Here is a 24,876-nt window from a genome sequence, read left to right as displayed (position 1 = left end):
CTCTGGGGTTAGGCGGCAAACAGATCGCCAATCGCCTTGCGTGCACGTCGAGTTGCCTGAGCATTGGCTCGGTGATGCTCGGCGTCGTATGCAAGGTGGCAGCGCTGGCATAGCGCCTTCAGGTTGTCGTCCTCACAGTGCTCGGGCACATGATCGAGATGGGCTATCGTCAGTACGACGCGCGTCCACTTGTTGCCGCAATATTCGGATGCCTTGCAATGCCCGAGCAGGCGACCGTCGTCAGCCGCATAGACTTCGCCTTCACCCTCGAAGCGCTGAAACGTGCCCGCGTCCTTGTCGATTCCGCGGACGATCATGTCGCCGTTTGCGACTCGGCATTGCTCGCAGCAGTTACCTGCTCGCTTCAGGATGCGCTCGCGAATCTGCTTCCAGTTCGCCGGGTAGCGCGCACGGTTCTCGGGCTTTATGGGCACGTTATCCTCTACTATCTCTATGGGTATTGGAGGGTTGGGCGGTCAGGGCTTCGTCGGCTGCGCGGATGAATTCCGCTGCCGGCCGCGGGTCGATGGCGTTTCCGAGGGCGCGCAGCTTAGCCACTCGGGCGGGTATCCCATTTCCCAGCCAGCGAACTCGGGGTGGAGGGAGCCGCCGCCACTTTCCATCGGGGCATTCGACGTATTGGCAACCGTCGATACTTGCGACGGGAGCGGAGAACCCCCGGCTCCGAAACTCATGTTCGGTCCACCCTTCGCCCCATCCGAGGCCCGAATCGTCGACCAAAGGCCGATCACAACCTCCCGCAGCGATGGCGCTCCTTGCCTGTTCGGCCCAGGTTGCGGGCCAGTTCCTTCGTTCGCTCGACAGGTCGGCCACAATGAAATAGCGATCTCTGAAGTGGTCCGCACCAGCGCTCGCGGCTTCAATAGGGATTGCCCCCACGGCGTAATCCAAGGCTTCCAGATCACTTCGCACGAGGTTGAGCCATTCAGATGCAGCCGCAACCTGCTCGCCATAGAATCTTGCAGGGCGACACTTTCCGATGAGCCAGTGGAATGCCGGCCAAAGGTGCCGCTCGTCAGCAAACCCAGCTTTCTTGCCTCCGACGGAGAAAGGTTGGCAAGGTGGACTTCCTGACCAAACAGGTCGAGAGTCGTCCCAACCGGCCATTCGAAATGCTCGCGCCCATCCGCCAAGGCCTGCGAAGAAATGGCATTGTGTGTATCCGCGAAGGTCGTCTGGTCGAACATCCTCTATGCTCCTTTCGTCTACGTCGCCGGGAGCGATGTGCCCGGCTTTAATGAGGTTGCGCAGCCACTGAGCGGCGTATGGTTCAATTTCGTTGTAATAAGCGGCCATATCAGAACGGCGGACAATCGCATTTGCTTGGCCACTGCTTGCAGTCCCGGCACCGGCGCGGCACCCAGCCGAACAGCAGCCAGTGCTGGCAGAACTCGACGAGCCGGCGGTGACGCGTCTCGCCAACCAGGTCCGCGTAACTGACGTCGGCTGCGCTGCAACGGGTGCACGGCGTAATCCAGCCGTCGTACTCGCAATCGAAATACGCGTGCTTCGACGGACGGCACCCGGACCACCAACATATGAGTCGACGCAGGATCTGTTTCATCTCTCTTGCCGGTTAAGGGTGGGGGTTAGGGAAAGCGCTTGAACGAAACGCACCACACCCACGGGTTGGCGTCCCACGCATCGGCGCCGTTGATCGAATTCCAAAGGCATCGGTACGATGTGACCGGCGAGTAAGTGCCATCCGTTTCGCTCTGGCCGTACGTGCTCCAGAATCCCGCTGGCGTCTTGGCAATACCCTCAGAGATCGCATCGTCCTCGCTGATGTCTTGCAAGCGCTCGACGCGCACGCCGGTGACTTCGAGCGTGATGCGCGACGCCCAGCGCGGCATGTGGATGGACGGAACCGCGCTCGGGCGCGCGAGGTGCGCAAATGCCATTGCGTCACTGAATTCAGGATTCAAGCCAGGCATGCGCGGCACCTTGGCGCCGTCAGCGGCGTAGTGCCAGTCTTCGATATAGCCGGCTGCGTTTCGGGTTGGCGAAAGCGTCTCGCGCACCCACAGACGATCGCCGGGCACGCCATAAGGGCACGGCGTCTGAGCGCAACGCCACTCATGTGAGCTGCGCGTGGGCGATTCCAGAACCCATGCGCCGGCAACTTGACTCGCGGTGAGGCCCGAGAATTGAAGGTTGATGCCGGGTTTCAAATCGAGCCATTTCACCACGCGCCGCGTCTGCGTCTTGCTGCCGTCGAGCAGCGCACGCACCATCGCACCGCTAAACAGAATTGGACGTTCTTTCATTGCTCGTCTCACAATAGATGGGTTAGGCGGTACGGCCGCGATAGGTTTTCGTCAAATCGGCATTGACCGCGTGGCCGCGACTCCGCACAACGTTCGCGAGCCGCGCGCGGTCCTGATGGCTTGACGGTGACTGGCGCAACAGGCCGAAGTAGCTGTTCGCCATCTCGAAAAGATCGTCGGCCGGCGCGCTGGCGACACGTCGCAACGACTCGTTGCGCGTGCGCTTGCGCGTCTCTCGACGCCACGGCTTGATCACCTGGCCGACGAAATCGACACCGCGGCCGATAGGCTGCAGGATCGTCTTGCGTGGATTGATGTGAACGCCGAGACGCGCGGGCAGGAATGCGGTCAGATCGGCTAGCACGCCGTTCAGGTAGTCGGTTGACTCGTGCAGGAACAGAAAATCATCGACATATCGGATGTAGTGCCGCGCGCCGAGGATGTGCTTTGCGCGCTGGTCCAGAACGTCCAGATAGACGTTTGCGAAAAACTGGCTCGACAGGTTTCCGATGGGCAGTCCGAGATGCGCCGGCTGTTCCATGAGCCGCTTATGCGGCGGCACGCGGTCCATCATCGCCGGATCGCCGCGGTAGACGAAGTCGGCCCGTGGATCGTGCATCAGCACGAGCTCGGTCAGCGCCCGCCAGAATGGCTCGTGGATCTTCGCGATCAGCAACTCGCGCAGAATGCGCTTGTCGATGCTGACGAAGAAGTTCGCCAGATCGAGCTTCAGGTAATACGCGCGCCGCGACCAGTTTTGGGTGACCGAGCGCACCTTGCGCTCCAGTCGCTGAGCGGCGTATAGCGTGCCACGCCCCTTGATGCACGCGCACGAGTCTGCAATGAACGATCGCTCGAAGCGCGGACCAACATGGTTGTAGAGCAAGTGATGCACAATGCGATCGCGGAATTCGCCGGCCCACACCTCGCGATGCTTCGGACGATCGATAATGAAGCACGTCGAGCGCCCGGGCATATAGCTTCCTTCTGCGAGCTCGTCGCCGAGCTGCACGAGATTGTGTTCGAGATCTGCCTCGAACTCGAGCGCCGCAGCGGTAGCGCGCTTGGTGCGCCGGCAGTCGCGATAAGCCGCGACCAAGGCGGCACCCGAAAATCCATTCTGCTCTTCGCTTCGATCTGCGGACGACGACGGCGGCCAGCGCAGCGCTCTTGTGGTTGTTGTTCTGGTTGCCGTTGTTGAAGTTCTGATACCGCGCGTACGCGGACCCATCGTGCTATCTACGTCGCCCGACCGATCGCTCAGTTGGGAAACTGCGCCGGACCGCGCCGCACGCCGGCGGTCGGTATCCTCATTGCGCATGGCGGTGGCCTCGTGAGCCAGCGGCACGACCAGATTGAAACGGTGCTCAGACATGGCGGCCTTGACCCCCATGTGACGGGCGTTGAGCAGCCCATGCTCTCCACTTTGCTGTCTGCTTGGCTACGCTCTCGGTGAGTTTGATCGCGCGGTAGTACTGCTTCGGCGAGATCTTTTCCATATCGAGAGAAAGTCGCAACAGCATTTCCACGAGCTTCACGCGCTCCATCAGGCTATCGAGGTGCGGCACCTTGTTGACCGCCACGTTTGCGCGATAGACGAGGATCAGCAGCTTGGATGTTTCATCGGCGATTTTCTCGCCGATCAACTGCTTGAATTTGCGCTCCATGTTCTCGACCAGCTTCGTAACCATCGTCAGAAGGTCATAGCCGGTCTTGTACACGTCGAGTTCGGTGTGGAGACCCATGCTGGATTAAATGATCAAATTACCGAAGGAATGAATCTGCGGACGACGACGGCGGCCAGCGCAGCGCTCTTGTGGCCGCCGTACTGGTCGCCGTAGCTGAAGACCTGACACCGCGCGTACGCGGTGTCATCCGGGTATTCCTCGTCGAGCCAGAAGGCGCCGCTGTCCCTGAGCGCATCGCGCAGGTTCGCGCGCAACAGACTGCCTTCCTGTGCATCCGGTCGCTTGCCGCCGAGCTTCTCGGCATGCTCGCCAGCAGCCTGCCAGTTCATGTCGTCCCGGCTAACCGACATAAGAATCAGGTAGTGACTCAGCGAGCCATCTTCGTTGAGAACCGGGCCGGCGCAGCGCTCGCCGGGCGCGAGCGGGATCGTGACAACGTCGAGGCGGAATTCGGTGGCCATCGACTGCGCCTTGAAGCGTTCGATCATCTCGTTCATGCGAGCGTGGTCCGCGTGGAGGCTCTGCTGCTTGGCCTCGATCTGCTCTAGCGTTACTGCGGTCATGTGTGACTCCCGATGAAGTGGGTGTTTGATCGGATTAACGAATGACTGAATGAATCAATTTTTGAATCTGCGGACGACGACGGCGGCCAGCGCAGCGCTCTTGCGGGTGCGGCTCTGGCCGCCGTAGTCGAAGTCCTGATACCGCGCGTACGCGGTATCCCAGTCCACTTCTTCGTTCATCCAGTAGGCCTTGCTCAGGTCGACCAGCTTCGGGTGCTTGAGACGGATCACGGCGTATTCGATCGCGTTGGCCAGATCGCAATCGCGGGCCCTGGCGGCATCCATCTGCGTTTGCCAGTTCGCATCGTCATTGACGATGTCGACGATCACCGTGTGTTCGACGTCGCCATTCGCATCGACGAGTCCGCAAAGATAGATTTCGCCTTCGGCGAGGGGAGGGATTTGAATCTGTTGCATGGCTTCTCCAAATAAAAATAGCCCCTATACCAGCAGGCCAAACACACGCGGCTATCACCGCGCGTACAGGGGATGGGCGCCCCATCACTCAGCACTTATCGAGATCCGTGCGCGGTCAGAAAGACGCGCTTCATCGTGGCTGGTGGTGGGGCGTTGGGGGGGGTTAGGCGGCCTGCTTCTGGAAAGCCGCTTGGATATGGCGAATGAGTGCTGCGCAGATCGGTTCGAAATCGCTCTCGTAGTAGAGCTTCGCATTCTTGTCCGTTGCCGCGTGCTTGAACCCAAGCGTCGCTAGCCCCTCAGCCGTCAGAGAGACTGGCGCGAGCCTTTCGTTGATTTGCCCAAGCCGCAGCGTTGGCGTGCCCCTGGGAACCACGCGCGGCGAAGACATCAGCGGTGCGGACGCGATCCACGGCGCGGAAGTCGCTTTACCAGTGACGTCGGCATCGGCAACCGGGGCGGCAGGTGTCAAGGTAGGAGTAGCCGCCGCCTCGGCGCTCCCACCATTGTTTCCCAACAGGCTCGCCTGCGCAGAGGCTTCTTCGGCTTTGCGCTTCTCTTCCGCCTGCTTGTGCTGCTCGATCCGAGTCGTTACCGCGAGCTCAAAGTCTTCCGCCGGCTTCTGGATCAGCGTCTGGAGATCGCGGAACAGGAATGCATGCTCGGCGTGCTGCTTGTACCAGTCCAGTTTGGCGCGCAAGTCCTTCGCGGTGGCGTCAGCGGCGATCTTGCCGTTAGCAAGCGCCGTGTCGAGTTTGTCGTACAGGCTGGCGATCGTCTTCAGCCCCTTGATCGCGCCAACGAAGTCCGGGGCGGCAACCACGATACTGACGTCGCCCAACTCGGCATTCAGCGCAGCAACGTGATCGACGTATTTCTGACGGCGTTCGGCGACGGCGTTTTCCTTGATCTGTTTCTTGCGGTTCTCGACGAGCTTTTCTTTCGCGAGGCGAGTCTGCCGCGCCAGTTCGCGCAGGTCGGCGACCATGCGGCGCATTGCCTCGACATCAGAAATGCTAGCGAGGGCGGTATGCTCGGCTGCCGCAAGACATTCCTCGGCGTCCTTGAGTTTCTTGCATGCCGCGTCCGTGTCCGCGAAATCCTGGTCGGTTTCAGGCTTCTCCGGAATCTGCTCGATGAAAGCCTTCAGAGCGGTGCCGAACAGGTCAAGATTCGACTTGACGGCAATGTTGCCGCTTACTTGCGCGAATGGAACGGGCAGGCTCTCTTGCGGCGATGCAATGGGCTTCTCGGGGATGATCGCCGGCACATAGGCGGCGAGGTCTTTGCGGAACTGGCTCCAGCCGTCGACGATGTTATCGAACCATGCCTGATTGGGCTTGATCTCCAGGCTCACCATATTCTCATCAGTGCCATCCGAGCAAGTGAAAATCAGGCGCTCGGCGCCGGTCACCATCAACACCTGTTGCGCCTGCGGCATGAATTCTTCGGGTAGCTCGCCGCGTTCAAGCGACGCAGCCAAGCCGGAGTTCCATTGCTTGTGCTCCCACGCCGTGTGCTCATCCATCGTGAGACCGTCGCACGACGCTGAAATGTCGCCGATAGACATGGTGACGGGATAGAGGTCTTCGCCGAGACTGGCTTCGATAAAGGGCCGCGCCAGTGCCTCGCATTCATGGCCTTTGTCGAGGATATGCTCCTGTACCCAATCGCTGAACTCTTTCGGCGTGCCGGTGTGCTTCATATGAAGCAACTCGTTTCGCTTCACCTTGGGCGAAATTCCGAGCATTGCAGCCGCTTCGCTCGCGCCATGATGTGCCAAGCGGAATTCGATCCAGGCGTCAGATCCCTGCCGAAGATCGTGCGTGATTCGGTCAGTCATTCTCGTGACTCCAACTATCAATGGTGTTTTGTTGATCGACGGTGAGCTTCGCGCCCTTCGATTCGATGAATTGGATCATCGCCGCGGCTGTCTTGCGCCCTGACTTGACCATTTCTCGCCACGTATCCTTGTTGGCGTCGAACTTCGTTTGATCGTAGAAATTGGGCTGCTGGGTTTGCTTTGATGCGCCTTGAGGCTTGCCTTGATTCGCGGCCTGTTGCGCTGCACCCGCTGGATCAGCGCCTCCGCCACCATCATCGTCATCACCTTTTTCGGCGACGCCACAGATTGATTTCAGCGTGTCACGTTTGAGGTAGGTGGTTGTGCTGATACGCGCCTGCAACGTGTTTCGTCCGGGTCCTTCATCGGGCGGTCCGCCCATCGAAACGCTTTCCTCGTGACCATCGGCGTGACGTAGGTAGCAAGTGACCTCGATCCATGTCGGATCGTCCCTCGTGATCTTCCACGATGACGAAAGGCGATATTTCGAGAGCGCGGGCGTGACCGCATCCACGACATCGCACAGTTCCGCGTACGAAGTGCCACGCAAAGGTCCATTGGTCCGCTGACGCCCCTTGATGACCTTCACTGCCTCAGCCTTGAAGCAAGCGAAGGCATCGTCATACGCGCACTTGACTTGCTTTGCCTGCCATCGCTCGTAGAGATCCATCATCTCCTTGAGCCGGACCATATCGGCATTTCTCTCGACAGCCATCCGAAGCAGGTCTACCGGCGTAACCGCCAGCGACGCGCGCTGTTGGGCGATCGCCGATTGTTGCGCAACCACAGGTGGCTTGGCTTGCGGAGTCTCTTCGACTTGGATATCGATGACATCCGCCATAGTTGCCGTGCTCATTCCTGCCCCTCAGTAACGGCCGGTGCGGGCTCGACCTTGACGTACGGATACTTGTCCGCGAACGGCTTGATGTTCTTCTTGAAATGCGAGCCCTTCGACTCCGCATCACGAAACGCTGCAAAATCCTCAGGCGTGAAATTCGAGTAGTGATACAGCGACCCAGCGCCGGTCTTCGACTTGAACTGGATCGCGAGTGCCTGCGTTGCAGCGTCGTAACCGATAGAAGCGATCTGACTCGAATCCACTGAGTCCATCGTGATTCTCGGCTGTGATTTAGAAGAAACGTCCATGTTCATCCTTTTTAAGAAAACTGTAGTCTCGAAGCTGACGCTCGAAAGTTCCGGTTTTCAGATATCTGCGCCGCAAGACTGCGGGGTCTTGACCAAGTTCTCTGGCCCACTGTGAATACGTTTGCGTCTTTCCTCGCCACGTCACATAGACATTGGTCCGCTTGTTGTTGTCCTGCTCTTCCCTGGTCGCCCACCTACAATTGTTCGGCTCGTAGTTGCCGTTGACATCAGGGAATCGGTCGAGCGTCATGCCAACAGGGCGATCGCCCATGTCGGCGTAGAAATTCTCAAAGAATTTCCATCGATCGCAGACCGCGATACCTCTGGCGCCGTAATATGCATACGATGAATTGGCCATGTCTTTGCATCGAATCCACATTGCCCGCCAAGAGTTGTACGCACCGGAATTGCGTTTGCCGTGCTTGGTGTTATTTCTAGCGACGATTTCTCTTTGAAGACACCCGCATGACTTGGCTCGACCGCGAATTAGATTCTTCGTTGATACAAGCCGAGTTTCGCCGCAATCACATACACAGTTCCACTGCGTTAGCCGATTCGTTCCGGTACTGTTCGGCCCCTTCCTGATCACCAATAAGCGCCCAAATCGCTGTCCGGAAATGTCGATCGGTTTGCCCATTTTTTTATCTCCGCATCTATGAACGAAAACTCTCGACCGATTCCATAGTGATAGTGGTCATGCTGCTTCCTTTATTTGCATTGGTATCGGGTTGAGCGCCGCCTCCAGATCAATCCGAGCTATTGCAAGATAGGTCATCAGGCGCGGTGACATCGAGCGCGTTGGATCAACGTTCCAGGCGTCGTCAATCGCCTTCATGGCGGCGATGGCCTGAGCTATGCGGGACGCGGAGATTTCATTCACGATGCTCCCGCTTCGGCTGCGGCCTGTCGTGCGTTCAGTTCGAGCGCCGCCTTAAGGCTGGCGTGCGCATCACGATTGGCAACCGGTACGAACTCCATTTCGTAGCCGTCCGGGTAGTGCGCACGATATTCTTCGTGATGCCAGTCGCTCGTCACGCCAAGGTCGTGAATCGCCCACTGTTCATTACTGCAGTAGTGGCTGCCGACGACGGTGCCATCCTCAGCCATCGCATAGCAAGGACCGTCGCCGCCACCGACGACATTGGAAAACACGTAAATTTTCGGCTTGCTCACGTCGCACCCCCATGTTGTGCCGCCATCTGCCATCGCAGCGCAGCTGAATTGTCAATATCGAATCTATGCGCCTCATACAGACAGATTGCACAGAGAATGAGCATCCCGGCGAAAGAGATTCGGGGATGGTTGGTGTAGAAGCGGTCAAAGGCTCTCACGATGACTCCCGCGCGCGGAGCATCGCGTCTGCCATCTTGTAGGCGTGCTGCGCAATGCGGTCGTACGCTTCAGGGATGTCATGCAATGCACCCTGCGGCATCGGAACGGCTTGCATCGCCTTAGCCGCGAAGTAGTCGCGAATTGATATGCCTCGGCTTATTGTGCTGGTCGGAAACGCCGGGCCACCGTCTTTTATCTCGCTCATGATTGGCTCCCGGTGGCTTTGGCGTAAGCGGCTCGACAGAACGCAAGGTCTTCCAGAGACATATTCAACGAGTCGAACTTGCACCGGCGAAGCGCCTCGATCAGTTCGGCAATACCAGACGCGTCAAGTGCGGCGATCGTCAACTCATGGAGGCGGTCGTCGTCTTCGGCCACGGGCACGAAATCGTCCTGGCTCATCGTGCCGACGCCCCATGCCGACCAAACTCGCGTGCAGTCGTATGCATTGCCCAGTGTTTCGGCCAATGCATTGCGAACTGCCTGCATCTGCTTCGGCGTATGTTTCGTCTCACTCATTACGACGTCTCCAGAATCTTTGCCAGCTCGCGCCACTTCGGCACCATGCGGCGATAGCTGTTATCTGAGGGCTTGCCTTCGAGGTGCGCCACATGCTCAACAGCATCGGCTGCGGCCTCGTAGTAATCGGCCCAACTTCCCGGATTCGTGCCGGGCGAACTGCTGCGCATACGGAACGTCTGATATACCCGCGACTGCATTTCTCGCGGGACCATGCGCCAGTGTTTTGCACACATCAGAAGGCTTTGCGGTGTGGGCGTTGGACAGTCGTTGGCGTGGCAGTGGTGGTTGGTCACCATGGCCTCCTTTTTGCCAATTCGTAGTCGGCTTCGGTCGGCAGATCCATCACGCCAGCCTCGAAGCCATGCGTCGGAATTCGCAGTTGCCCGCAGTAGCGTTCGTGACCGTCCCAGTAGACGCGCCAGAACTCGCCGGCAGGCTCTTTGCGCTTTGCCTTGCTGCGTTCTAGCTCGTATATCTCGGACTTCGCCCTACCCCATTCAAGGCAGAACGGCTCCAGGCGCGGGCCGTAGCTGTGCTGTACGCGAGCCATACCAACATGCGGACAGAAGCGCGCGATAATCCGAAGGAACAAATCCTCCGCGATATACAGGCCCGCGTAGCCGCCGCGCCGATGCCACTGCCTATCGCTGTTCCACTTGGCCACCACTTCTGTCATGTCCCATGCCGTCACCTCGACATATCCAACAGGTGCGCCGCCGTGCCAAGGTCCGCGCAAGATCCGCTCGGAGCCATCCGTCATCGTCAGAAAATAGCCGTCACCGCCGAAGCCGGATTGCTTCGTCGTGACGTCTAGCGATTTAACGACGACCCAGTCGGGCACGGGTTTATCGCTTGGGTAAAGACTGTGGAAGTGTCGGTACTTCTCCAGATGTTCCTCGCCGGCCCGCTGCGCTGCTGCTTCCCATGATTCGCCGCTATTCCGCCAATCGGGCACGCACCATTGATATGTGACCGGCTTATCACCCTGGAAGACTCGCCATGCGGCCATGCGCGTCGCTGCGCCATCGTGATAAAGGACCGCCGCACGCCCGTCGCCGCTGCGCGCGATATAGGTTTTCGCGCCCTCTTTGGCCCAGCTCTTGTCGTCCCAATTCAGGACGTTGCCTATGACTTTTAGCTTGACGGCCGGCGCATTCATCGCGCCGTGCATCCAGTCAACATGCGCGTCCTTTAGCCATTCGGGGAGCGGTTGTTTGCCCTCCGGCAGGGTGATCGGCTCCCACTGCGAGACGCGAGCGCCACTGACGGCAGACATTTGTTCGTCTGATAGATACATCACGCCCCCGCCCGAAACCCGACGACCAGATAGAACATCACACCAATGGCGATCCCATATCCAATCGCCCAACACCAGCCGCGCAACTTGTAGCGCTTCGGGACATCCAGCCGCGCGTACGCTCCGAACTTCGATGTCTGCAACGAGCGCGGTGCGCCATGATAGTGGTGAACATCGCGAGAGAACATCACCGACCTCCAAAGAACAGATTGATAAAATCGGAGCCGAATATGGCTGTCCAGAGAAACAGCAGGCCGAACACCACGCACAAAGCAACGTTCAGCACGAATGCACGGTCAAAGTCCGATTGCGTTGCGGTGCGCAGCTCGCGCATCTGGCGGCGACGGTAGAAAGTCATGGCCATCGCCCTACTCCAATTCCACGAGCCTCGGCGTCGAGTCGGCGCCAGTAGTCGTCCTCGTATTCAGCCGCGCGTTCCGCCTCAGTCAGCGGTGTCTCGGTCTCAAGTGAGGCGTCCTGTTTCAAGCGGTCAAGGCGCTCGAATTCGGCCCATGCACGGGCGTTGGCTGCTTTTCCCATGGCTATCTCCGGTAGGAGTGCTATTTGTTTAAGAAGGCTACTCGCTGCAGTGCGCTTACTCGTACCGCCTTCCGCGCACCATCTGCTTTTGCCCTCAGTGGTAGCGACTGTCTCGTCCGCTCACCGTGCTCACGACCGAGGCGCCGTGTCGTCTATTGCGGCAATCGCTACCACTCAGGGCTCCGGGCATCCCACCCGGATAGGCACTCTTGTTAGCCGTGCTGGCTTCGGGGGATTAGCAACTACAGGTGAAAAACGATCCGCGCTTCTCTTCCGGCGTGGTGTTGCCCGTCACGGCGTCGTAGTGGTTCCAGAACTCATCGGGAACCGAGCATCCTTCGAGTAGGCCACCAAAGCAGAGGTATTCGCCGCCCCACTTGCCATCATTAGTTCGCACCCATTCCGCAGCGCCCTCCATGAGGACGTCGTAGTGGAGCGACACGCCGTCAGCGAAATTGCGGATCCACTGCTCCGACTCGCTGTACTTCGGCGCGAGCGTGACATCTGGTGATATAGCGAAGTCGGGGTGTTCCCAAACGTGGCGCAGAGACGTTATTTGGCGCGGATAAACGACGAGCCAGAAGCGCTCGCCGGCAACGACGCCGTCTTTCAAGAACGGATCAACGATCCCGAGTTTCTTGTCTGCTAACTCGGACGCTCGGCCATCAGGCATCAGACCGACATCAGCGCCAGCGCACATCGCGTGTGCCGCAACTACAGGCTCAACGGCCAGATGAATTGCATCCCGCGCCTGGCGATCGTCAATGATCGTGCCCAGCGTTTCCAGTGCGTCGGTCGCGACGCTGCGTTTATCTGCGGTCATTTCACTCTCCCCTCAGTTGTTTATCGCCGCGAGCGGCGGATTTGCACATTGGGATGACGACGATCAGAAGCACGAACGCCAGTACGCCGTATCCCTCTAGAATCAGTTTCACGGTTGGATTCATGACGATCTCACTGGATGCAGATTTGCGAGTAATCGATCGTGCCCACGTACTGCCCTCGCCCATCGCACAGCCGGTAGGCCATGTATCCGTTAGCCAGGGCTACGATCACGCTCTCAATCACCTTTCGGCTTTTCTCGAACAGGCCGACAGGAGCCATACCTAGAGTGGCGGGGTCGATCATGGTTTGCTCCGGTGGAGTAAGTCGGTCAGGCGGCTTCGACAATCTCGCCGTCAGAATTCAGCGCGTAAAAAACCATCGGCTTGGTTCCGTTCTGGCCGACTATTACGGCCTTCGCGTGAACAATCCGACCGTATCCGTCGTCGTTCGCATCGCTATCGCGATATACGAGAAACAGCGCAGCGCCTTCGACGCCTCGAGCTTTTCCATAAAAGCCGGATGCCATCGCGACGGAATGTCTTCCTCCTGCCGTGGCTGCACCGCGGTTGCCGCTTGCCGTGGCTGCACCGCTGTAGCCGCTTGCCGTGGCTGCACCGCTGTAGCCGCTTGCCGTGGCTGCACCGCTGTCGCCGCTTGCCGTGGCTGCACCGCTGTCGCCGCTTGCCGTGGCTGCACCGCTGTAGCCGCTTGCCGTGGCTGCACCGCTGTAGCCGCTTGCCGTGGCTGCACCGCTGTAGCCGCTTGCCGTGGCTGCACCGCTGTCGCCGCTTGCCGTGGCTGCACCGCTGTCGCCGCTTGCCGTGGCTGCACCGCTGTAGCCGCTTGCCGTGGCTGCACCGCGGTTGCCGCTTGCCGTGGCTGCACCGCTGTAGCCGCTTGCCGTGGCTGCACCGCGGTTGCCGCTTGCCGTGGCTGCACCGCTGTCGCCGCTTGCCGTGGCTGCACCGCTGTCGCCGCTTGCCGTGGCTGCACCATTCTCGGCAGTTGAGTAAGCTGGCGATTCAGGATCGATCGGCTTGCATCGAGAAGTTGTGTATTCAACCGCGGCTTTAATCAGGCCCGCGAGATTGAGTTCGACGCCGATCTTGATTTTCGAGCTGGCGATCTTCGTATCTTCATCGTGACGACTGATTTCGCCTGATTGTTCGACCGTGAAAAACCGGCTGCCAGCGGGCGGGTAATAACGCAGCACGTCCAGTGGATATTCACAGGCGTGGAAACCGCTGGCGCATGCTTCGACTGCACCCTTGTGCTCAAACGTCTCGCCGGGCGCGTACTGAAAACCCATGCATTGCAAGTTCTGGTCGAATCCCTTGAAAGACTGGACCGGCTTTGGATCATCGCTCATTTAGAGTTTTCCTCGGTGCGCCTTAGCGCATAGTCGTACTAATCACATTAGTGAGAATCACCCTGTCGCTGCCGACTCATCAAATCGGCAACTGCAGGGGGACTCGAAACAGTGTTCAGGCGTGGAGGATGTCGGGGCGACGTTCCCGATTCGCGCATTGACTTCGCGTCAATCTCCACGTCTCAAAACTGCTGAGGGCCGCTGTTTCCCGGCTGCCAGTCGCCCAACTGTTACGCCCGTATTTCTCCGCTTTTCGACTTCCTGTCCCGTGTCCGGGGACTACGCCTTGCAAGACTCGGAAGATTCGGGTTCCCTGATTACCAGGCCACCGGTTAAGGGATGCGCGACCGCGACCCATCAATTCTTTCCGCTTACTCACGTACGGAGACGCCGATCGAGGACGCCAGGTGACCAACTAGCCGCATGGTGGCGGCCCCGGCCTGCAACTTCCACCGGGGAGCTACGAGGGATAATTCAGTACATTCATGGAATCGGGCCGACGCTGATCTTCGGCACAAGGTGGCGCACGATTTTTCATAGCAGCCGGCTAACCCGGCCTAGGACGATCTATCCACGCTGGTTATTTCCACTCGCCGCGTATCAGCCTACGCATTCCGATTCCATGAAAGCGCCGGTCTATTCCCGGCTGCCACTATCGGTGTTTCGCACTATTGCTTGCCAGCTTTCCGTCTAGGCCTGCGCAGGTAACAGATCGCCAACTCATGCTGGGTTTCGATAGATTCCCTCTGCTCGGTGCTGCTGCAATTCGGTGCCGGTCTTTCCCGACTGCCAGGCTATTGAATAGCCAACTTTGGGGTTCGTGGACATTTAAAAGGACCGTCTTGAAGCCCCGCAAAGTCATCCAGTCCCGGTAAGGACACTCGTTGAATGTGCTTACCGGGTGGCCCGATAACGAGGGCCGGTCGGACGGAGCTAACGCGCTACTCGCTGTACGTCGTTCAGCAAAATTCCCCGTGCGCGCTTGAGGGTTGGGTGCTGCCGGGCATCCCCAACGGTCCCGCGCTGTCACCGCGCCGGCGGACAATTCGATTCAGTCTCAGTGGAGCGCCCTATGCACCGATCGCCACTTCGGGATCAAGGCAGGGAAGCTATGCTTGCTAACCCTGCTACCGGAGTCGTCGTTACCCTGCGGAGCCAACCAACAGGTCACCGGATCGCTCATTGCGTTTTTGTTCAAGCTGGCGCTACCCAGCGTGTCGCCTGACGCCGGATTTGCCGACACATCAGGCCGCGCCCCCTGGATCGTAAGGCGCTCCACTGAAACTGCTTCACGTGCGGGTATCCGGTCTGTCTCCCGGGCCCGCACGGTCGATGCTCTATCCCGACGCCCATCAAGGCGCCTTCCCTATGACTGCAGTCCATCCTGCGTCTTCGAACTCGCTTTTTTCTCCATCCGCGAGGGGCCATGGGATGTGTACGCACAGCTTTCGCCGTGGCACCTTTTATCTATCCGTTGTGGTGTGAATGCTGTCAGGCCCGGCGCCCTTATGGGTCGCGGTGGCTTCGCGAACCCGCCACCTCCGTTATGCTCAAGGCCGGGAGAAGGCGCCGGCCTGACATCACTCAACACCACGTTTTTAAAGATCATTTGCCAAACCGGGTTAGCGCCATGCTGTCCCGGTACTTGTTTCTACTTCTACTGCGGTGCTATTCGCACTGATATGCCCGAAGGCATAGCGGTGGGAACAGTTACTTCCCGTATCGCGCGCCCCAGCGCATATCGCGCTCATAGACGTAGAACAGCATTTCGGGCTCAAGGAAGAACAGACGCTGAGTCCACGATTCGAACGAGAGACACATCTCGTCAACGCCGTACAGATTTCCGAAGTCGTCCATCGTCATCACCCTGTTTATTAGATTTACCGCGGTGAGCTGCGGCGGTTTCGACCTGTTAGGCGGCGAGCTTCGTAGCCTTTGGCAACTTGTCGGCGAGTTTCGCCTGTTGTTTTGCGCCGAAGTGCGGTGTGAACTTGTTCGTCGACAGAGGCTTCTTCGCGACGATCGGGCCGGGCATGCCGGCGATGATCTTTCGGACCGGTTCAATCCACGTGGCCGGATCGATTGCGCGCTTGGCGAGAATTTCGGCGCGGGTGCGTTGCTCGTGCTTCTTGCTCATGACTCATCCCTCTTTCGTCTTGCGGTGGTTGGGTAGTGCTTGGGATGAATCATAGGCACCGCCTAGATCAATGTCAAGGCATTGCCTAGATTATTTTTTGACTGGAGACGCGCGTGTTCGGCAGCCGTCGACTAGACTTGGCGCACGGATTGAGGAGGTGTTATGGCGCCAGAAGACGTGATTACCATTTTCGAGCGGCTGAACGTTGAGGGTCGCGCGGACGTACCGATAGACGATGCGGTCGCCGGCTTCGCGGGATGGCTGGCGGAAAACTGGGAGAGATTCGAGGGGGATGACCTGGCGCTACTGACGTCGGTCGGCGCTACGCTGTGGCGTGAGGGGTTCGCTCAGCGGCGGAAATGAAAAAGCCCAGCGGGGCTGGGCTTAGAACTTATGGTCGATGTCGGCTTGCTTCATGATGCCGTTCGCGGTGTGGCGGGACTTGATCTTGGCGTCAACCGGAAATGACTTGCCGGTCTTGGGATTGCACCAGATGTCGTGATCCCCCTTGCCGCGCCGTTTGAACCGACATCCGTTCTCTTCGAGGATTTGCTTCACTACAGGAGTGAAATCTGACATTCACGCTGCCATGCGGTGAGCGGTTCCCGTGATCCTGGCATTCAGTTCGAATGGCACTTCATCGCCATCCGGATAGCCGTTCTCGTCCAGCAACTCGGGAATGAGAACCTCAAGTTTGTGCATTAACGCGTCCATGGATTCGGCCTCTGTAATCAGACCCGGAACATCGTCGCTCTCTGCTACCCAAACACTTGCTTCCGCATCCCAGAAAGCCGTCACATGTACTTGTGGCATGTTGTGCTCCAGTGGGTGGTTGATAACGCTTTGACGGCATCTCGACCCAAAAGGTTTAGGTTGAAATGCCAGATCTGCGCGGTTTGAATATTGTACCTTGGTGAGGTTGGCTGTGTGACTTACTGGGACGTCTTTGTGCGTTATGAGACAGTCCAATAATGGACTAACGTTTGATATCAGTCCGCGCGGCGCCAGCGGCCGGTCAATCGGGGCGCCAAGCAGACGGTTTCGCGATCCATCCCACGTAATGCATTTTCTCGATTTCCGCCTCCGCAAGCGCCATGGGCGGATGGTTCTCGTTCACCGAGATCAGATGGACGCGTCCGGAGCGCTTGTACAAAAACTCCTTCACCATCACGCGCCCGTCCATGGCCTTCACTAAGACCTCATCGCCCGGCTCGATTGGATGATTCGGCTCGACCACCACGAATTCCCCATCCTTGATTCGGGGGCGCATGCTGTCCCCTTTGCAACGCAAGGCGTATGCGTCCTTGTCCTTCGTCGGTACGTCGACAAACCCGTCTCCGTGACCAACCGGATATTCGATGTCGGCCCAGAACCCGTTGTCGCCTAGCTGTGCCATGCCTACCACCGGTATGCCCCGCCAGCCAGTGACGGGGATTGGTTCATATTCGTCGTTGTAGCGAATGGTTGTGGTTCGGGAGCCCTTCCCCAGCATCAGCCATACGGAGTTGATGCCGAACGCTTCCTGAAGGGCAACAGCCTGATCTACACCGATCTGATTTGATTTTCCTGATAGCCAGCCCGCTACGATTTCCTCAGTCGTGCCGGCTGCCGCGGCGACCTTGCTCAGATTTCCGCCTGCGTCATCAAGGACAGATTTGATCCTATCAGCCAGGCCGCCACTGCCCATTGCTGGAATAGCGGCCTGAATAGGCTCCTCTTCACCGGTTATCCACCAGTTAGCCGAGCGGCCAAAAACCTCGACCAGCTTAGGTATGTGCTTTTTAGCGATGCGGCCGAACTTCATCCAGTCGTAAACGGATGGATTCTTCACGGCGAACGCCGCCGCCACCTCCGTGGGTGTCATTCCGCGCGCATCCATCTCTCGGCGCAGACGATCGCCGATATGTTCAGGGGTTTTAGGCATTGCCTGTATATACGGTACGGGTGAATTTTCGGCAATGCCTTGACCATTAACTAGGCTTTGCCTAGAATCAGTGTTCATGAACACGACCACTCAACAAGCCGTACTCAAAGCATGCGACATCGTCGGCAGCAAGTCTGCCCTTGCTCGCGCCGTTAGCGTCAAGCCGCCCACCGTCCAGCAATGGTGTAACGGCGAGCGCCCCGTGCCGCCCAATAAGTGTATCGACATTGAACGGGCTACTGGGCGGCGAGTTCGCGTTGAGGATTTGCGGCCTGATATCGACTGGGCATACATCCGCGATTCTGCGCAGTCGATCGTCGACAGCGACATCGGGGAGCGCGACAAGGCTGCTGATGATGCGCAGAATCCGACCGGTGGTACCTCGGACCGCGGCGTCAAAGAAATGCGGGCGGCGTGAAATGAAACTCTCCCTGCGCGACCAAGAAAGAACCACGTCCTGGATTGCCGCATTTCTGGACGACGCAAAAGCTGTCAGGTCTTCTGCGGCAGCACTCGATTTCGAGTTGACTCGAAGCCTTGAAGGAACGATTCCGTTATGCCCGGTGCAGCAATGCCCGATGCGTAGGCCTGTTCGAGAAACGCGGTCGCGACTTCCTTTTCCTTGTGCGTCATGGTTGAAAGCAATCCGGCAACTAGCAACTCGAGCGCTGCGATGTGCCCAAGGAGATTGTCGGTGACCGTTTCCAGTTTGTCGCTCATGGCTACCCCTTCTGTGATTTGTTGTGACGTGTGGAAACGCCAACATATCACGGTCGTGGGTAGCCACCAGACCGAAGGATGGGACGGATGAAAACCCTCCTGACGCTGCTCGAATTCTGGCGATTACATCGCGCAGAGCGGGGGCGGGAAAGTCGGACTGTACGGATTTCATAGTTTTTAGTAGTGCAAATGGGCATCTCTGCGATGCCTAAATTTTCGCCCGATGCCCAACTGGGTAAGAAAGGTGGGATGCATGTGGGGTCCCATCAAATTTAACTAAGACGAGGAAACGATGGATCAGTTTGAGATGCGGATGTTTGCGATGTACCAGGAGCCCGCGCGGCTGCTGGACTCGCAGATTGAAGCGATGACGTTTGAGGCCACGCTTTCGCTCGCGTTAGAGCTTGGCCTCAAGCGATTCGATCGCAAGACGCTGGCGAAGCTGTGCGGGATTCACTACCCGCACTTTGGCGACCTGATCGCCGGTAAGCGGCCCTTCCCTGCGATGAAGCTTGACCGCTTCTGCATGTTGACCGCCTGTGAATTTCCGCAGCAGTGGCTCGATCTGCAGAAGCGGAAGGATCTTGAGAAGTACAAGGCCGCCAGCGCGCAGATCGTCGGTGAGTACATTCAAAACGCTATGCAGAGGGCGGCCTGATCCTTATCCCTTCAGTCATCTGCGCCATCGTGGCTATTGCGTGGGTGGCTGGTCTTTTGCTCTGTGCTTAATACAAATAACCCGTGGATAACCCATGGGTTTTGAGGCAATACGTGATCGTAGACCCTGACTTTATCGACCACTGGCGCACACGAATGCTGGTAGGCCTACTCGGTGGCGACGAGTTGGCACCCCTGTACGTGCTGCGTTTGTGGGCGCATTGCCAGAATCGCAAGAGTTGGGTGTTCAATCTTCCGGCGGCCGGCTTGCAAGGCATTTGCCGATACACGGGCGATGCTCAAGCATTCGAGTCTGCAATGGAGCAATCGGGATTCGCGAAACGCACCGGCGCCGAAATCGAAGTCGTCGGATGGGCCGAGTACAACGCATCCCTCATTGCGGCCTGGAGCAATGGCAGCAAGGGCGGCCGTCCGCGCAAGCACGAAGCTCAGGATGACGAAAAAACCCACGGGAAACCCACAGGTATCCCACAGGAAACCCATGGGCTAACCGATAAGAGTAGAGAAGATAAGAGTAGAAAAGAGAACTCAGTGGTACACGAAGGTGAGAGGGGTGAAAACGGAAATTCTCCCGCTTCGCGGTCGAATCGCTCACGCGCCAGCCGCCTGCCGACCGACTGGGTTCTTCCGAAGACATGGGGCGACTGGGCATTAGCCGAGCGTCCCGAGTGGGATGCGGAGATGGTCCGCAAGGTCGCGGATCAGTTCCGTGACCACTGGCTTGCAAAAGGCGGCGCCGATGCGCGCAAGGCCGATTGGGAAGCCACATGGCGCAACTGGGTTCGCCGCGAAAAGTCCCTCAGCGGGGCGGCGAATGGAAAGACCGGTGCAGCGCCAGTCAACCGACAGGAAGCCCTTGAGGCCCGAAATCAACAGGTCGCCCAGCGATGGGCAAACGGAGGTCGATCGTGATCGACAAAGATCGTGAATCCTTTGCGGCTCTGATGAGCGGCGTGTACGGCTTCTACGGAAAAGACGCATCTGACTTCGCGCTCGACGTGTGGTGGCAGGCCATGTCGCCCTACGACTTCGCGGCAGTCAAAGATGCGCTCAACCGTCACTGCGTCAACCCGGATTCGGGTCAGTTCCTGCCCAGGCCGGCCGACGTCGTGAAGATGCTTTCGGGCTCGACGCAAGACGCGGCACTCATCGCCTGGTCAAAGCTCGACCGTGCAGTGCGCGAGGTCGGCACATACCGCAGCGTCGTCTTCGACGATCCGGTACTGCATCGGGTTGTGACGGACATGGGCGGATGGGTGCCGCTGGGCACGAAGACGGAAGACGAGTGGCCGTTCGTGCGCAATGAGTTCGTCAACCGCTACCGCGGCTATCGCATGCGCAGCGATATTCCCGACCATCTGCCCGTGCTGATCGGCATTTCCGAAGCGACGAACAGCAAGGCGGGATTTCGCAGCGAGTCCCCTACCCTGATCGGCGACGCGCGAGCTGCACAGGCGGTTTTCGCAGGTGGTTGCGACAAGCCGTTGCTCGGTGTAACGCAGATGGCGACCAGCGTCGCTGCCTTGTTGATCGAACGCAGTGCGGCGGTCGACCAGGAAAGCCACCGCGGCTCGAAGAAGGAGACCGCGTAATGGGAGCCCCGAAATGGACTGAAGCAGAAGACGGCGTTCTGCGCGAGAACTGGCTGAACAACCGTGATGCCGTCCAAAAATGGGTGCACCTGATTCCCGGCCGCACCCGCGATGGCATCGGCAAGCGCGCCGAGTTTCTGAAGCTCGGAAACAGGATGGATGAGCGCGCATGGTCGTCGGAAGAAGACGACCGCCTGCGCGCTGCATGGGATTCACCTGGGCCGTTGAAGTGGAAGCTTGATCAATTCCCCGGCCGCACATGGCCCGCACTGTGCAATCGCGGTGTCTTTCTTGGGCTTCGAGCGCGGACCAAAAAGCGGGTCGTAGGGATGAAGACCGCATGGGCCGACGATCTGATCGTTCGCGTATTGACTGACTCCGATCCGCTCACAGTCAAGGATTTAGTGCGCCTGACTGGCGTTTCGGGATCGCATGTCGGGCGCCTGTTGAATGACGGGCATGGAAAGAAGTATCGCATTGCCGAATGGATTCGCACTCGCTTTACGGGTTGCGGCGACTGGTGGCCGAAGTGGGAACTTGGAACCGAGCGCGACGCCCCCAAGCCTGCCAAGCAGACGCGCGAAGAACGCATTGCACGTAAGCAGGCAAAGCGGCGGATGAAGGCCGCGCAGAGCAATCCGTTCCTGGTCGCCGCTGGCCTGATAGAAGCGCCGAAGCGCGGAAAAGGTGTTGTGGTTGCGCATTTTAGCGATGGGCATCGGGAGGCTGCATGACCGACATAACGTTGGTAAAGCGCACCGACCTCCAACTCAGCGACACCCAGCGCGCCACGCTTCGACTTGCGTTATTCGAGATGGTCGACGGTCTTTCCGAATCCGATCAGAAGTCATGGAGACGTTTTTGGAACTGGATCACGCGCGCTGGCATTGGCGAGATGTTTAGCATCGAGACGTGGACTGCGCGGCACGGCGGCTTTCACAAGCGTCACATGGTCCTGGAGACGCGTGTCTTCCAGGCACAGGAGCGGATCAGGTCATTCGAGCAATTCAGGCTCTGGCTAAAACTCGGATCCGGCTTCGTTGACTGGATGGCAGGGCCTAAAGGTGGAGTTGTGCCGGTGCCGCGGTCGATCAGCTACAAGAAATGCGACGAAGACGCGATGCGCCAGTTTCACGAGGATGCCGTTGCATTCCTGCGCACTGAACACGCTTGCAGATATCTGTGGCCGGCGCTCTCGCCTGAAGCGGCCGAGCAGGCGATCGAAAGCATCCTTGGAGATTTCGGGGAATGAGCGATGACCGCGTCAATCACCGGAAAGTCTATGCCAAAGGATATTACGACGGCATTGCTGCCGCGACAGGAGAACAGATGACCCCCGAACGACATGCTCAATTGCTTGCCGGCCAGTCGACTATTGCTCAGAAGGTGTATCAGGTCGTCCCGATCAGCGGCGCACAGAACGTCGCCTGGATTGCGAATGCCCTGAAGCGCGCCACGTCGAGCACGCCTGATCTGCGCATCATCCACGGATGCCTCAGTGCGTTGCAGGATGCTGGCCTGGTGCGTCAGCCCAAAAGCGGGAGCTATCAGCGAGACCCGGACCCTGGCTCCAAAGGCGCGACGCTCAAACCGCAACCGAAATTAGCCGCCCCCGAGGCCGTCGCTGATGCAGAGCCGACTGTCGAAGCCAAGGCAACCACAGTCGACTGCCTCGCCGACGTTGCGCGGCGGCTCAAGGAGATGGGCGCTTACGCCAACCGCATCGCCGAAGAGATTGAAGGTATCGCCCTCGACATCGAGAGCGATAAGGAAGTCGGGCAGGCCGAGGCGCAAAAGCTGCGGCAACTGAAGTCGCTGCTGAAGGAGTTGGCGTGATCCGCGCCTCGTTAAAGCCCAAGCGCTGCCGCCAGTGCAAGGTGACATTCCAGCCCGCTCGCACCATGCAAGCCGTTTGCTCGCCCGTCTGCGCCGCTGCATGGGCAAAGAAGGTCGCCGAACAGAAAGACGCTCGAGCGAAGCGGGAGGAACGGAAGTCGTTGCGGGCGGCGCTGGAGAAGGCGAAGACGCGTGGTGCGCATCTGCGTGAGCTGCAAACCGCGTTCAACGCGTGGATCCGTCAGCGCGACGCTGGGCTCCCTTGCATCTCCTGCGGACGGTCGGCGTCATGGCAAGGACAGTGGGATGCGGGACATTACCGATCGGTCGGATCGAATCCCGCCAGCCGCTTCGATCCGCTCAACGTGAACAAACAATGCGGCCCCTGCAACGTCCACCTGTCGGGGAACCTCATCGCCTATCGCGTCGGTCTCGTGAAGAAGATCGGATTGGCAGAAGTTGAGCGCCTTGAAGGCCCTCACCTCCCGTTAAAGCTCACCCTCGCGGAGATATTGGAAATGAAAGTATTTTATCGCGCTGAAGTTCGGCGACTCAAAAGGGAGGCAGCCTAATGCCGTACGTTCTGATCTTGGTACTTTCCTCGGCGCTGGGTCACTTCGGCGCGATCTCGCAGTTTCAGTATGCCAACCGGGGCGCCTGCGAATCCGCCGGCCGAGCTGCGCACGAAACTGAGTCATATATCGAATGGGTCTGCGTACCCGTTTCACGGTAAGGAGGGGGCATGAGCAAGGCAATCACGCTCAATTCCGCATGGCAAAGCCGATCGGCATCTTTCAGTACGCACGCGTCGCGCAAGGGCGTGAATCTGCTGGGCTGGGATTGTGAGATTGATGAATCCATGACCGACGAGCAGAAGCGCGAAGCATTGGGCGCGCATCGGAAATATCTTGAGACGGTGCTTGCCCGCTTCCGTGTCTCTGGAAATCGCGACGGCATTCGGTTGATCGGGCAGAAGATCGCCCAAACAAATGCGCAAATCAACGCGATCCGGCCGTGCCGCCACGATCGAGACCTTAGTCATTACATCGTCGATATCCTCAAATCGCGCGTAACGAAAAGCGAATGGCAACGGATCGGCGCGGAGGCGCGGCTTCTGAAAGATAGGGAGGAAGCATGATCCACTGGCTAAACCGCCTACTCACCCGGTGGCGCGAACCGCCCTGTCCCGGCGCCGAGATCATGCCCGCTCCAACCGATTGGGACGTCGCCACCGCAGCAGAGAGTGAACCCGGCCGCGTCGCGTATAAATGGCTGGGTATGACTGGCGAAGAAGAAGGTTAAGCAGGATCGGCATCAAATCGGCGCCCACCGTAACCGGGCAAAGCAAACCAATCGCTATCGGAGCAGAAGATGACGCTAGATGAAAGCCTGCAGGTCGAAGAACTGTTGCTCGGATGGCATCGTTGGCAGGATGCCTACCGACCTGCCCTGAGCGGCCCGCGCTGCGATCCTACCTGCCGCAATTACCGCTCGGGAGATGCGCGTCTGACCGATAAGGAACAGGCCGAACTCGCCGACACGAAAATTTGGATGGCAAACTCCGAAAAGGTTGAAGTCTGCGTTGAGACTCTGACTTGGCAGCATCGAGCATCCATTCAGATGTCGATGGCGAACAAACGGATTGGCAGGGACGTATTTTCCAATCCGCGCATTCCGAAGGAAGAAGCGCATCGGCTGTACCAGGAGGCAAAAGAATTGCTGTTTCCGAAGTTCTTTGCGCGCGGACTCATCAAGCCGCCCATCGTTGAAAAAAATATCGAAGAAGTGTTGTAAACAAATTGGAAATGCTTTACGCTTGACGGCGTGGTGCTAGAGCCACGTCCAAAGCCTCGATACGGTACGCCGTTCGGGGCTTTTTCATTTCTGTCGCGCCCATGATTTATACCTCTCCGAACGCACTGACGGCCGGATAGTACTGGGCCGCGAGCCGCAAGGGGCTGTGCTGCAAAAGATCGACGCGCCCGAGCCCTTTCCGGCTCGCCGCTTCGTCGACGACGAATGGATTGACGTGCTGCAGCATCACGAATCCTTCGCGTACGTCCGTGAGCGAGTCAACGAAATCGGCATCTTCCAAACGCCCGAGGGCTGGTTCAGACAGAAATCTGCGCGGCGGGAATATGCCCGCGCGCGACTCGGGG

Annotated in this window: 43 protein-coding genes; 11 read left to right on the top strand and 32 right to left on the bottom strand. The window is 58.7% G+C overall.

Annotated features, from left to right (window positions below):
* Window positions 1-8: 8 nt before the first annotated feature.
* The 27 genes from G3N58_RS17915 to G3N58_RS17790 form a co-directional block, all read right to left on the bottom strand.
* Window positions 9-434, bottom strand: coding sequence for a hypothetical protein (locus tag G3N58_RS17915; protein WP_205999813.1), 426 nt, complete (start codon window positions 432-434; stop codon window positions 9-11).
* Window position 435: 1 nt separating this feature from the next.
* A complete protein-coding gene (locus G3N58_RS17910) occupies window positions 436-1,128 on the bottom strand; it encodes a DNA cytosine methyltransferase (RefSeq protein ID WP_241017160.1) in 693 nt (230 codons plus the stop codon).
* Between the two features lie 190 nt (window positions 1,129-1,318).
* A complete protein-coding gene (locus G3N58_RS17905) occupies window positions 1,319-1,585 on the bottom strand; it encodes a hypothetical protein (RefSeq protein WP_205999811.1) in 267 nt (88 codons plus the stop codon).
* A 25-nt stretch (window positions 1,586-1,610) separates the two neighbouring features.
* Window positions 1,611-2,255, bottom strand: coding sequence for a hypothetical protein (locus G3N58_RS17900; protein ID WP_241017152.1), 645 nt, complete (start codon window positions 2,253-2,255; stop codon window positions 1,611-1,613).
* A 55-nt stretch (window positions 2,256-2,310) separates the two neighbouring features.
* A complete protein-coding gene (locus tag G3N58_RS17895) occupies window positions 2,311-3,264 on the bottom strand; it encodes an RNA-directed DNA polymerase (protein WP_241017159.1) in 954 nt (317 codons plus the stop codon).
* Window positions 3,265-3,655: 391 nt separating this feature from the next.
* Window positions 3,656-4,033 (bottom strand): four helix bundle protein, encoded by a 378-nt coding sequence (locus G3N58_RS17890; RefSeq protein WP_205999809.1) that lies wholly within the window; start codon window positions 4,031-4,033, stop codon window positions 3,656-3,658.
* A 14-nt stretch (window positions 4,034-4,047) separates the two neighbouring features.
* Complete coding sequence (locus G3N58_RS17885; RefSeq protein WP_205999808.1) at window positions 4,048-4,539, bottom strand: DUF1566 domain-containing protein; 492 nt, start codon at window positions 4,537-4,539, stop codon at window positions 4,048-4,050.
* A 54-nt stretch (window positions 4,540-4,593) separates the two neighbouring features.
* Window positions 4,594-4,956 (bottom strand): DUF1566 domain-containing protein, encoded by a 363-nt coding sequence (locus tag G3N58_RS17880; RefSeq protein WP_205999807.1) that lies wholly within the window; start codon window positions 4,954-4,956, stop codon window positions 4,594-4,596.
* A 163-nt stretch (window positions 4,957-5,119) separates the two neighbouring features.
* On the bottom strand, window positions 5,120-6,799 hold the full coding sequence (locus G3N58_RS17875; protein WP_205999806.1) for a YqaJ viral recombinase family protein: 1,680 nt from the start codon (window positions 6,797-6,799) through the stop codon (window positions 5,120-5,122).
* Window positions 6,792-7,655 carry an ERF family protein gene (locus G3N58_RS17870; protein WP_205999805.1) on the bottom strand — a complete coding sequence of 288 codons (864 nt, stop codon included), beginning with the start codon at window positions 7,653-7,655 and terminating at the stop codon, window positions 6,792-6,794. Before G3N58_RS17870 ends, G3N58_RS17875 begins: the two co-directional genes overlap by 8 nt.
* The gene (locus G3N58_RS17865; protein ID WP_241017151.1) at window positions 7,652-7,909 is read right to left on the bottom strand and encodes a KTSC domain-containing protein; all 258 of its coding nucleotides are present in this window, start codon (window positions 7,907-7,909) and stop codon (window positions 7,652-7,654) included. The genes G3N58_RS17870 and G3N58_RS17865 overlap by 4 nt, the downstream gene beginning before the upstream one ends.
* A 19-nt stretch (window positions 7,910-7,928) precedes the next feature.
* Entirely contained in the window at window positions 7,929-8,303 is a 375-nt protein-coding gene (locus G3N58_RS17860; protein WP_205999803.1) for a hypothetical protein, read from the bottom strand.
* Between the two features lie 336 nt (window positions 8,304-8,639).
* Entirely contained in the window at window positions 8,640-8,825 is a 186-nt protein-coding gene (locus G3N58_RS17855; protein WP_205999802.1) for a hypothetical protein, read from the bottom strand.
* Window positions 8,822-9,118, bottom strand: a complete 297-nt coding sequence (locus G3N58_RS17850; RefSeq protein ID WP_205999801.1) for a hypothetical protein — start codon at window positions 9,116-9,118, stop codon at window positions 8,822-8,824. The genes G3N58_RS17855 and G3N58_RS17850 overlap by 4 nt, the downstream gene beginning before the upstream one ends.
* Before the next feature lie 154 nt (window positions 9,119-9,272).
* Window positions 9,273-9,482, bottom strand: a complete 210-nt coding sequence (locus G3N58_RS17845; protein ID WP_205999800.1) for a hypothetical protein — start codon at window positions 9,480-9,482, stop codon at window positions 9,273-9,275.
* Window positions 9,479-9,796 (bottom strand): hypothetical protein, encoded by a 318-nt coding sequence (locus G3N58_RS17840; RefSeq protein WP_205999799.1) that lies wholly within the window; start codon window positions 9,794-9,796, stop codon window positions 9,479-9,481. Before G3N58_RS17840 ends, G3N58_RS17845 begins: the two co-directional genes overlap by 4 nt.
* Window positions 9,796-10,095: a hypothetical protein gene (locus G3N58_RS17835; protein WP_205999798.1), complete on the bottom strand. Its 300-nt coding sequence runs from the start codon at window positions 10,093-10,095 to the stop codon at window positions 9,796-9,798. Before G3N58_RS17835 ends, G3N58_RS17840 begins: the two co-directional genes overlap by 1 nt.
* Window positions 10,089-11,096, bottom strand: a complete 1,008-nt coding sequence (locus G3N58_RS17830) for a hypothetical protein (protein WP_205999797.1) — start codon at window positions 11,094-11,096, stop codon at window positions 10,089-10,091. The genes G3N58_RS17835 and G3N58_RS17830 overlap by 7 nt, the downstream gene beginning before the upstream one ends.
* Window positions 11,096-11,284, bottom strand: coding sequence for a hypothetical protein (locus tag G3N58_RS17825; protein WP_205999796.1), 189 nt, complete (start codon window positions 11,282-11,284; stop codon window positions 11,096-11,098). The genes G3N58_RS17830 and G3N58_RS17825 overlap by 1 nt, the downstream gene beginning before the upstream one ends.
* Complete coding sequence (locus tag G3N58_RS17820; RefSeq protein ID WP_205999795.1) at window positions 11,284-11,460, bottom strand: hypothetical protein; 177 nt, start codon at window positions 11,458-11,460, stop codon at window positions 11,284-11,286. Before G3N58_RS17820 ends, G3N58_RS17825 begins: the two co-directional genes overlap by 1 nt.
* Window positions 11,451-11,636, bottom strand: coding sequence for a hypothetical protein (locus G3N58_RS17815; protein ID WP_205999794.1), 186 nt, complete (start codon window positions 11,634-11,636; stop codon window positions 11,451-11,453). The genes G3N58_RS17820 and G3N58_RS17815 overlap by 10 nt, the downstream gene beginning before the upstream one ends.
* 235 nt (window positions 11,637-11,871) lie before the next feature.
* The gene (locus tag G3N58_RS17810) at window positions 11,872-12,459 is read right to left on the bottom strand and encodes a hypothetical protein (RefSeq protein WP_205999793.1); all 588 of its coding nucleotides are present in this window, start codon (window positions 12,457-12,459) and stop codon (window positions 11,872-11,874) included.
* 1 nt (window position 12,460) lies between these two features.
* Window positions 12,461-12,583 carry a hypothetical protein gene (locus G3N58_RS34515; protein WP_277396975.1) on the bottom strand — a complete coding sequence of 41 codons (123 nt, stop codon included), beginning with the start codon at window positions 12,581-12,583 and terminating at the stop codon, window positions 12,461-12,463.
* A 7-nt stretch (window positions 12,584-12,590) separates the two neighbouring features.
* On the bottom strand, window positions 12,591-12,764 hold the full coding sequence (locus G3N58_RS17805; protein WP_205999792.1) for a hypothetical protein: 174 nt from the start codon (window positions 12,762-12,764) through the stop codon (window positions 12,591-12,593).
* A 25-nt stretch (window positions 12,765-12,789) separates the two neighbouring features.
* Complete coding sequence (locus tag G3N58_RS17800; RefSeq protein ID WP_205999791.1) at window positions 12,790-13,830, bottom strand: hypothetical protein; 1,041 nt, start codon at window positions 13,828-13,830, stop codon at window positions 12,790-12,792.
* 1,710 nt (window positions 13,831-15,540) lie between these two features.
* On the bottom strand, window positions 15,541-15,687 hold the full coding sequence (locus G3N58_RS17795; protein ID WP_205999790.1) for a hypothetical protein: 147 nt from the start codon (window positions 15,685-15,687) through the stop codon (window positions 15,541-15,543).
* 55 nt (window positions 15,688-15,742) lie between these two features.
* Window positions 15,743-15,967 carry a hypothetical protein gene (locus G3N58_RS17790; RefSeq protein WP_205999789.1) on the bottom strand — a complete coding sequence of 75 codons (225 nt, stop codon included), beginning with the start codon at window positions 15,965-15,967 and terminating at the stop codon, window positions 15,743-15,745.
* Window positions 15,968-16,129: 162 nt separating this feature from the next.
* On the opposite strand from G3N58_RS17790, the gene G3N58_RS17785 reads away from it, so the two are divergent.
* Window positions 16,130-16,330, top strand: a complete 201-nt coding sequence (locus G3N58_RS17785) for a hypothetical protein (RefSeq protein ID WP_205999788.1) — start codon at window positions 16,130-16,132, stop codon at window positions 16,328-16,330.
* A 21-nt stretch (window positions 16,331-16,351) separates the two neighbouring features.
* Here G3N58_RS17785 and G3N58_RS17780 read toward each other — a convergent pair whose 3' ends face one another.
* The 3 genes from G3N58_RS17780 to G3N58_RS17770 all read right to left on the bottom strand — a co-directional run bounded on the left by G3N58_RS17780 (window position 16,352) and on the right by G3N58_RS17770 (window position 17,969).
* Entirely contained in the window at window positions 16,352-16,546 is a 195-nt protein-coding gene (locus G3N58_RS17780; RefSeq protein WP_205999787.1) for a type II toxin-antitoxin system HicA family toxin, read from the bottom strand.
* Complete coding sequence (locus tag G3N58_RS17775) at window positions 16,547-16,780, bottom strand: DUF1902 domain-containing protein (protein ID WP_205999786.1); 234 nt, start codon at window positions 16,778-16,780, stop codon at window positions 16,547-16,549.
* A gap of 202 nt (window positions 16,781-16,982) precedes the next feature.
* Entirely contained in the window at window positions 16,983-17,969 is a 987-nt protein-coding gene (locus G3N58_RS17770; RefSeq protein WP_241017150.1) for an XRE family transcriptional regulator, read from the bottom strand.
* Between G3N58_RS17770 and G3N58_RS17765 the strand changes: the two genes are divergently transcribed.
* Window positions 17,968-18,309 (top strand): helix-turn-helix domain-containing protein, encoded by a 342-nt coding sequence (locus G3N58_RS17765; RefSeq protein ID WP_205999785.1) that lies wholly within the window; start codon window positions 17,968-17,970, stop codon window positions 18,307-18,309. The two genes, G3N58_RS17770 and G3N58_RS17765, sit on opposite strands and share 2 nt — an antisense overlap.
* A 74-nt stretch (window positions 18,310-18,383) precedes the next feature.
* On the opposite strand, the gene G3N58_RS17760 is transcribed toward G3N58_RS17765, so the two are convergent.
* Window positions 18,384-18,611, bottom strand: coding sequence for a hypothetical protein (locus tag G3N58_RS17760; protein WP_205999784.1), 228 nt, complete (start codon window positions 18,609-18,611; stop codon window positions 18,384-18,386).
* A 292-nt stretch (window positions 18,612-18,903) separates the two neighbouring features.
* Here G3N58_RS17760 and G3N58_RS17755 point away from each other — a divergent pair, with 292 nt between their 5' ends.
* From G3N58_RS17755 to G3N58_RS17715, 9 genes are all read left to right on the top strand, one after another.
* On the top strand, window positions 18,904-19,269 hold the full coding sequence (locus G3N58_RS17755; RefSeq protein WP_205999783.1) for a hypothetical protein: 366 nt from the start codon (window positions 18,904-18,906) through the stop codon (window positions 19,267-19,269).
* A gap of 83 nt (window positions 19,270-19,352) precedes the next feature.
* Window positions 19,353-20,201 (top strand): hypothetical protein, encoded by an 849-nt coding sequence (locus G3N58_RS17750; protein ID WP_205999782.1) that lies wholly within the window; start codon window positions 19,353-19,355, stop codon window positions 20,199-20,201.
* A complete protein-coding gene (locus G3N58_RS17745) occupies window positions 20,198-20,881 on the top strand; it encodes a DUF6475 domain-containing protein (RefSeq protein ID WP_346778275.1) in 684 nt (227 codons plus the stop codon). Before G3N58_RS17750 ends, G3N58_RS17745 begins: the two co-directional genes overlap by 4 nt.
* Window positions 20,881-21,615, top strand: a complete 735-nt coding sequence (locus G3N58_RS17740; protein ID WP_205999781.1) for a hypothetical protein — start codon at window positions 20,881-20,883, stop codon at window positions 21,613-21,615. The genes G3N58_RS17745 and G3N58_RS17740 overlap by 1 nt, the downstream gene beginning before the upstream one ends.
* Window positions 21,612-22,133 (top strand): DUF1367 family protein, encoded by a 522-nt coding sequence (locus G3N58_RS17735; protein WP_205999780.1) that lies wholly within the window; start codon window positions 21,612-21,614, stop codon window positions 22,131-22,133. The genes G3N58_RS17740 and G3N58_RS17735 overlap by 4 nt, the downstream gene beginning before the upstream one ends.
* A complete protein-coding gene (locus G3N58_RS17730) occupies window positions 22,130-22,717 on the top strand; it encodes a hypothetical protein (RefSeq protein ID WP_205999779.1) in 588 nt (195 codons plus the stop codon). Before G3N58_RS17735 ends, G3N58_RS17730 begins: the two co-directional genes overlap by 4 nt.
* Window positions 22,714-23,289: a recombination protein NinG gene (locus tag G3N58_RS17725; RefSeq protein WP_346778274.1), complete on the top strand. Its 576-nt coding sequence runs from the start codon at window positions 22,714-22,716 to the stop codon at window positions 23,287-23,289. The genes G3N58_RS17730 and G3N58_RS17725 overlap by 4 nt, the downstream gene beginning before the upstream one ends.
* A 170-nt stretch (window positions 23,290-23,459) precedes the next feature.
* Window positions 23,460-23,855 (top strand): hypothetical protein, encoded by a 396-nt coding sequence (locus G3N58_RS17720; RefSeq protein WP_205999778.1) that lies wholly within the window; start codon window positions 23,460-23,462, stop codon window positions 23,853-23,855.
* 233 nt (window positions 23,856-24,088) lie between these two features.
* Entirely contained in the window at window positions 24,089-24,511 is a 423-nt protein-coding gene (locus G3N58_RS17715; protein ID WP_205999777.1) for a hypothetical protein, read from the top strand.
* 106 nt (window positions 24,512-24,617) lie between these two features.
* Here G3N58_RS17715 and G3N58_RS17710 read toward each other — a convergent pair whose 3' ends face one another.
* On the bottom strand, window positions 24,618-24,758 hold the full coding sequence (locus G3N58_RS17710) for a hypothetical protein (protein ID WP_205999776.1): 141 nt from the start codon (window positions 24,756-24,758) through the stop codon (window positions 24,618-24,620).
* Window positions 24,759-24,876: the final 118 nt, after the last annotated feature.

Origin of the sequence: Paraburkholderia sp. Ac-20342 (assembly GCF_017104985.1) — a bacterium.
Taxonomy (GTDB): Bacteria; Pseudomonadota; Gammaproteobacteria; order Burkholderiales; family Burkholderiaceae; genus Paraburkholderia.
The sequence above is the reverse complement of the archived record's forward strand: the minus strand, read 5'-3'. Positions and strand labels throughout refer to the sequence as shown.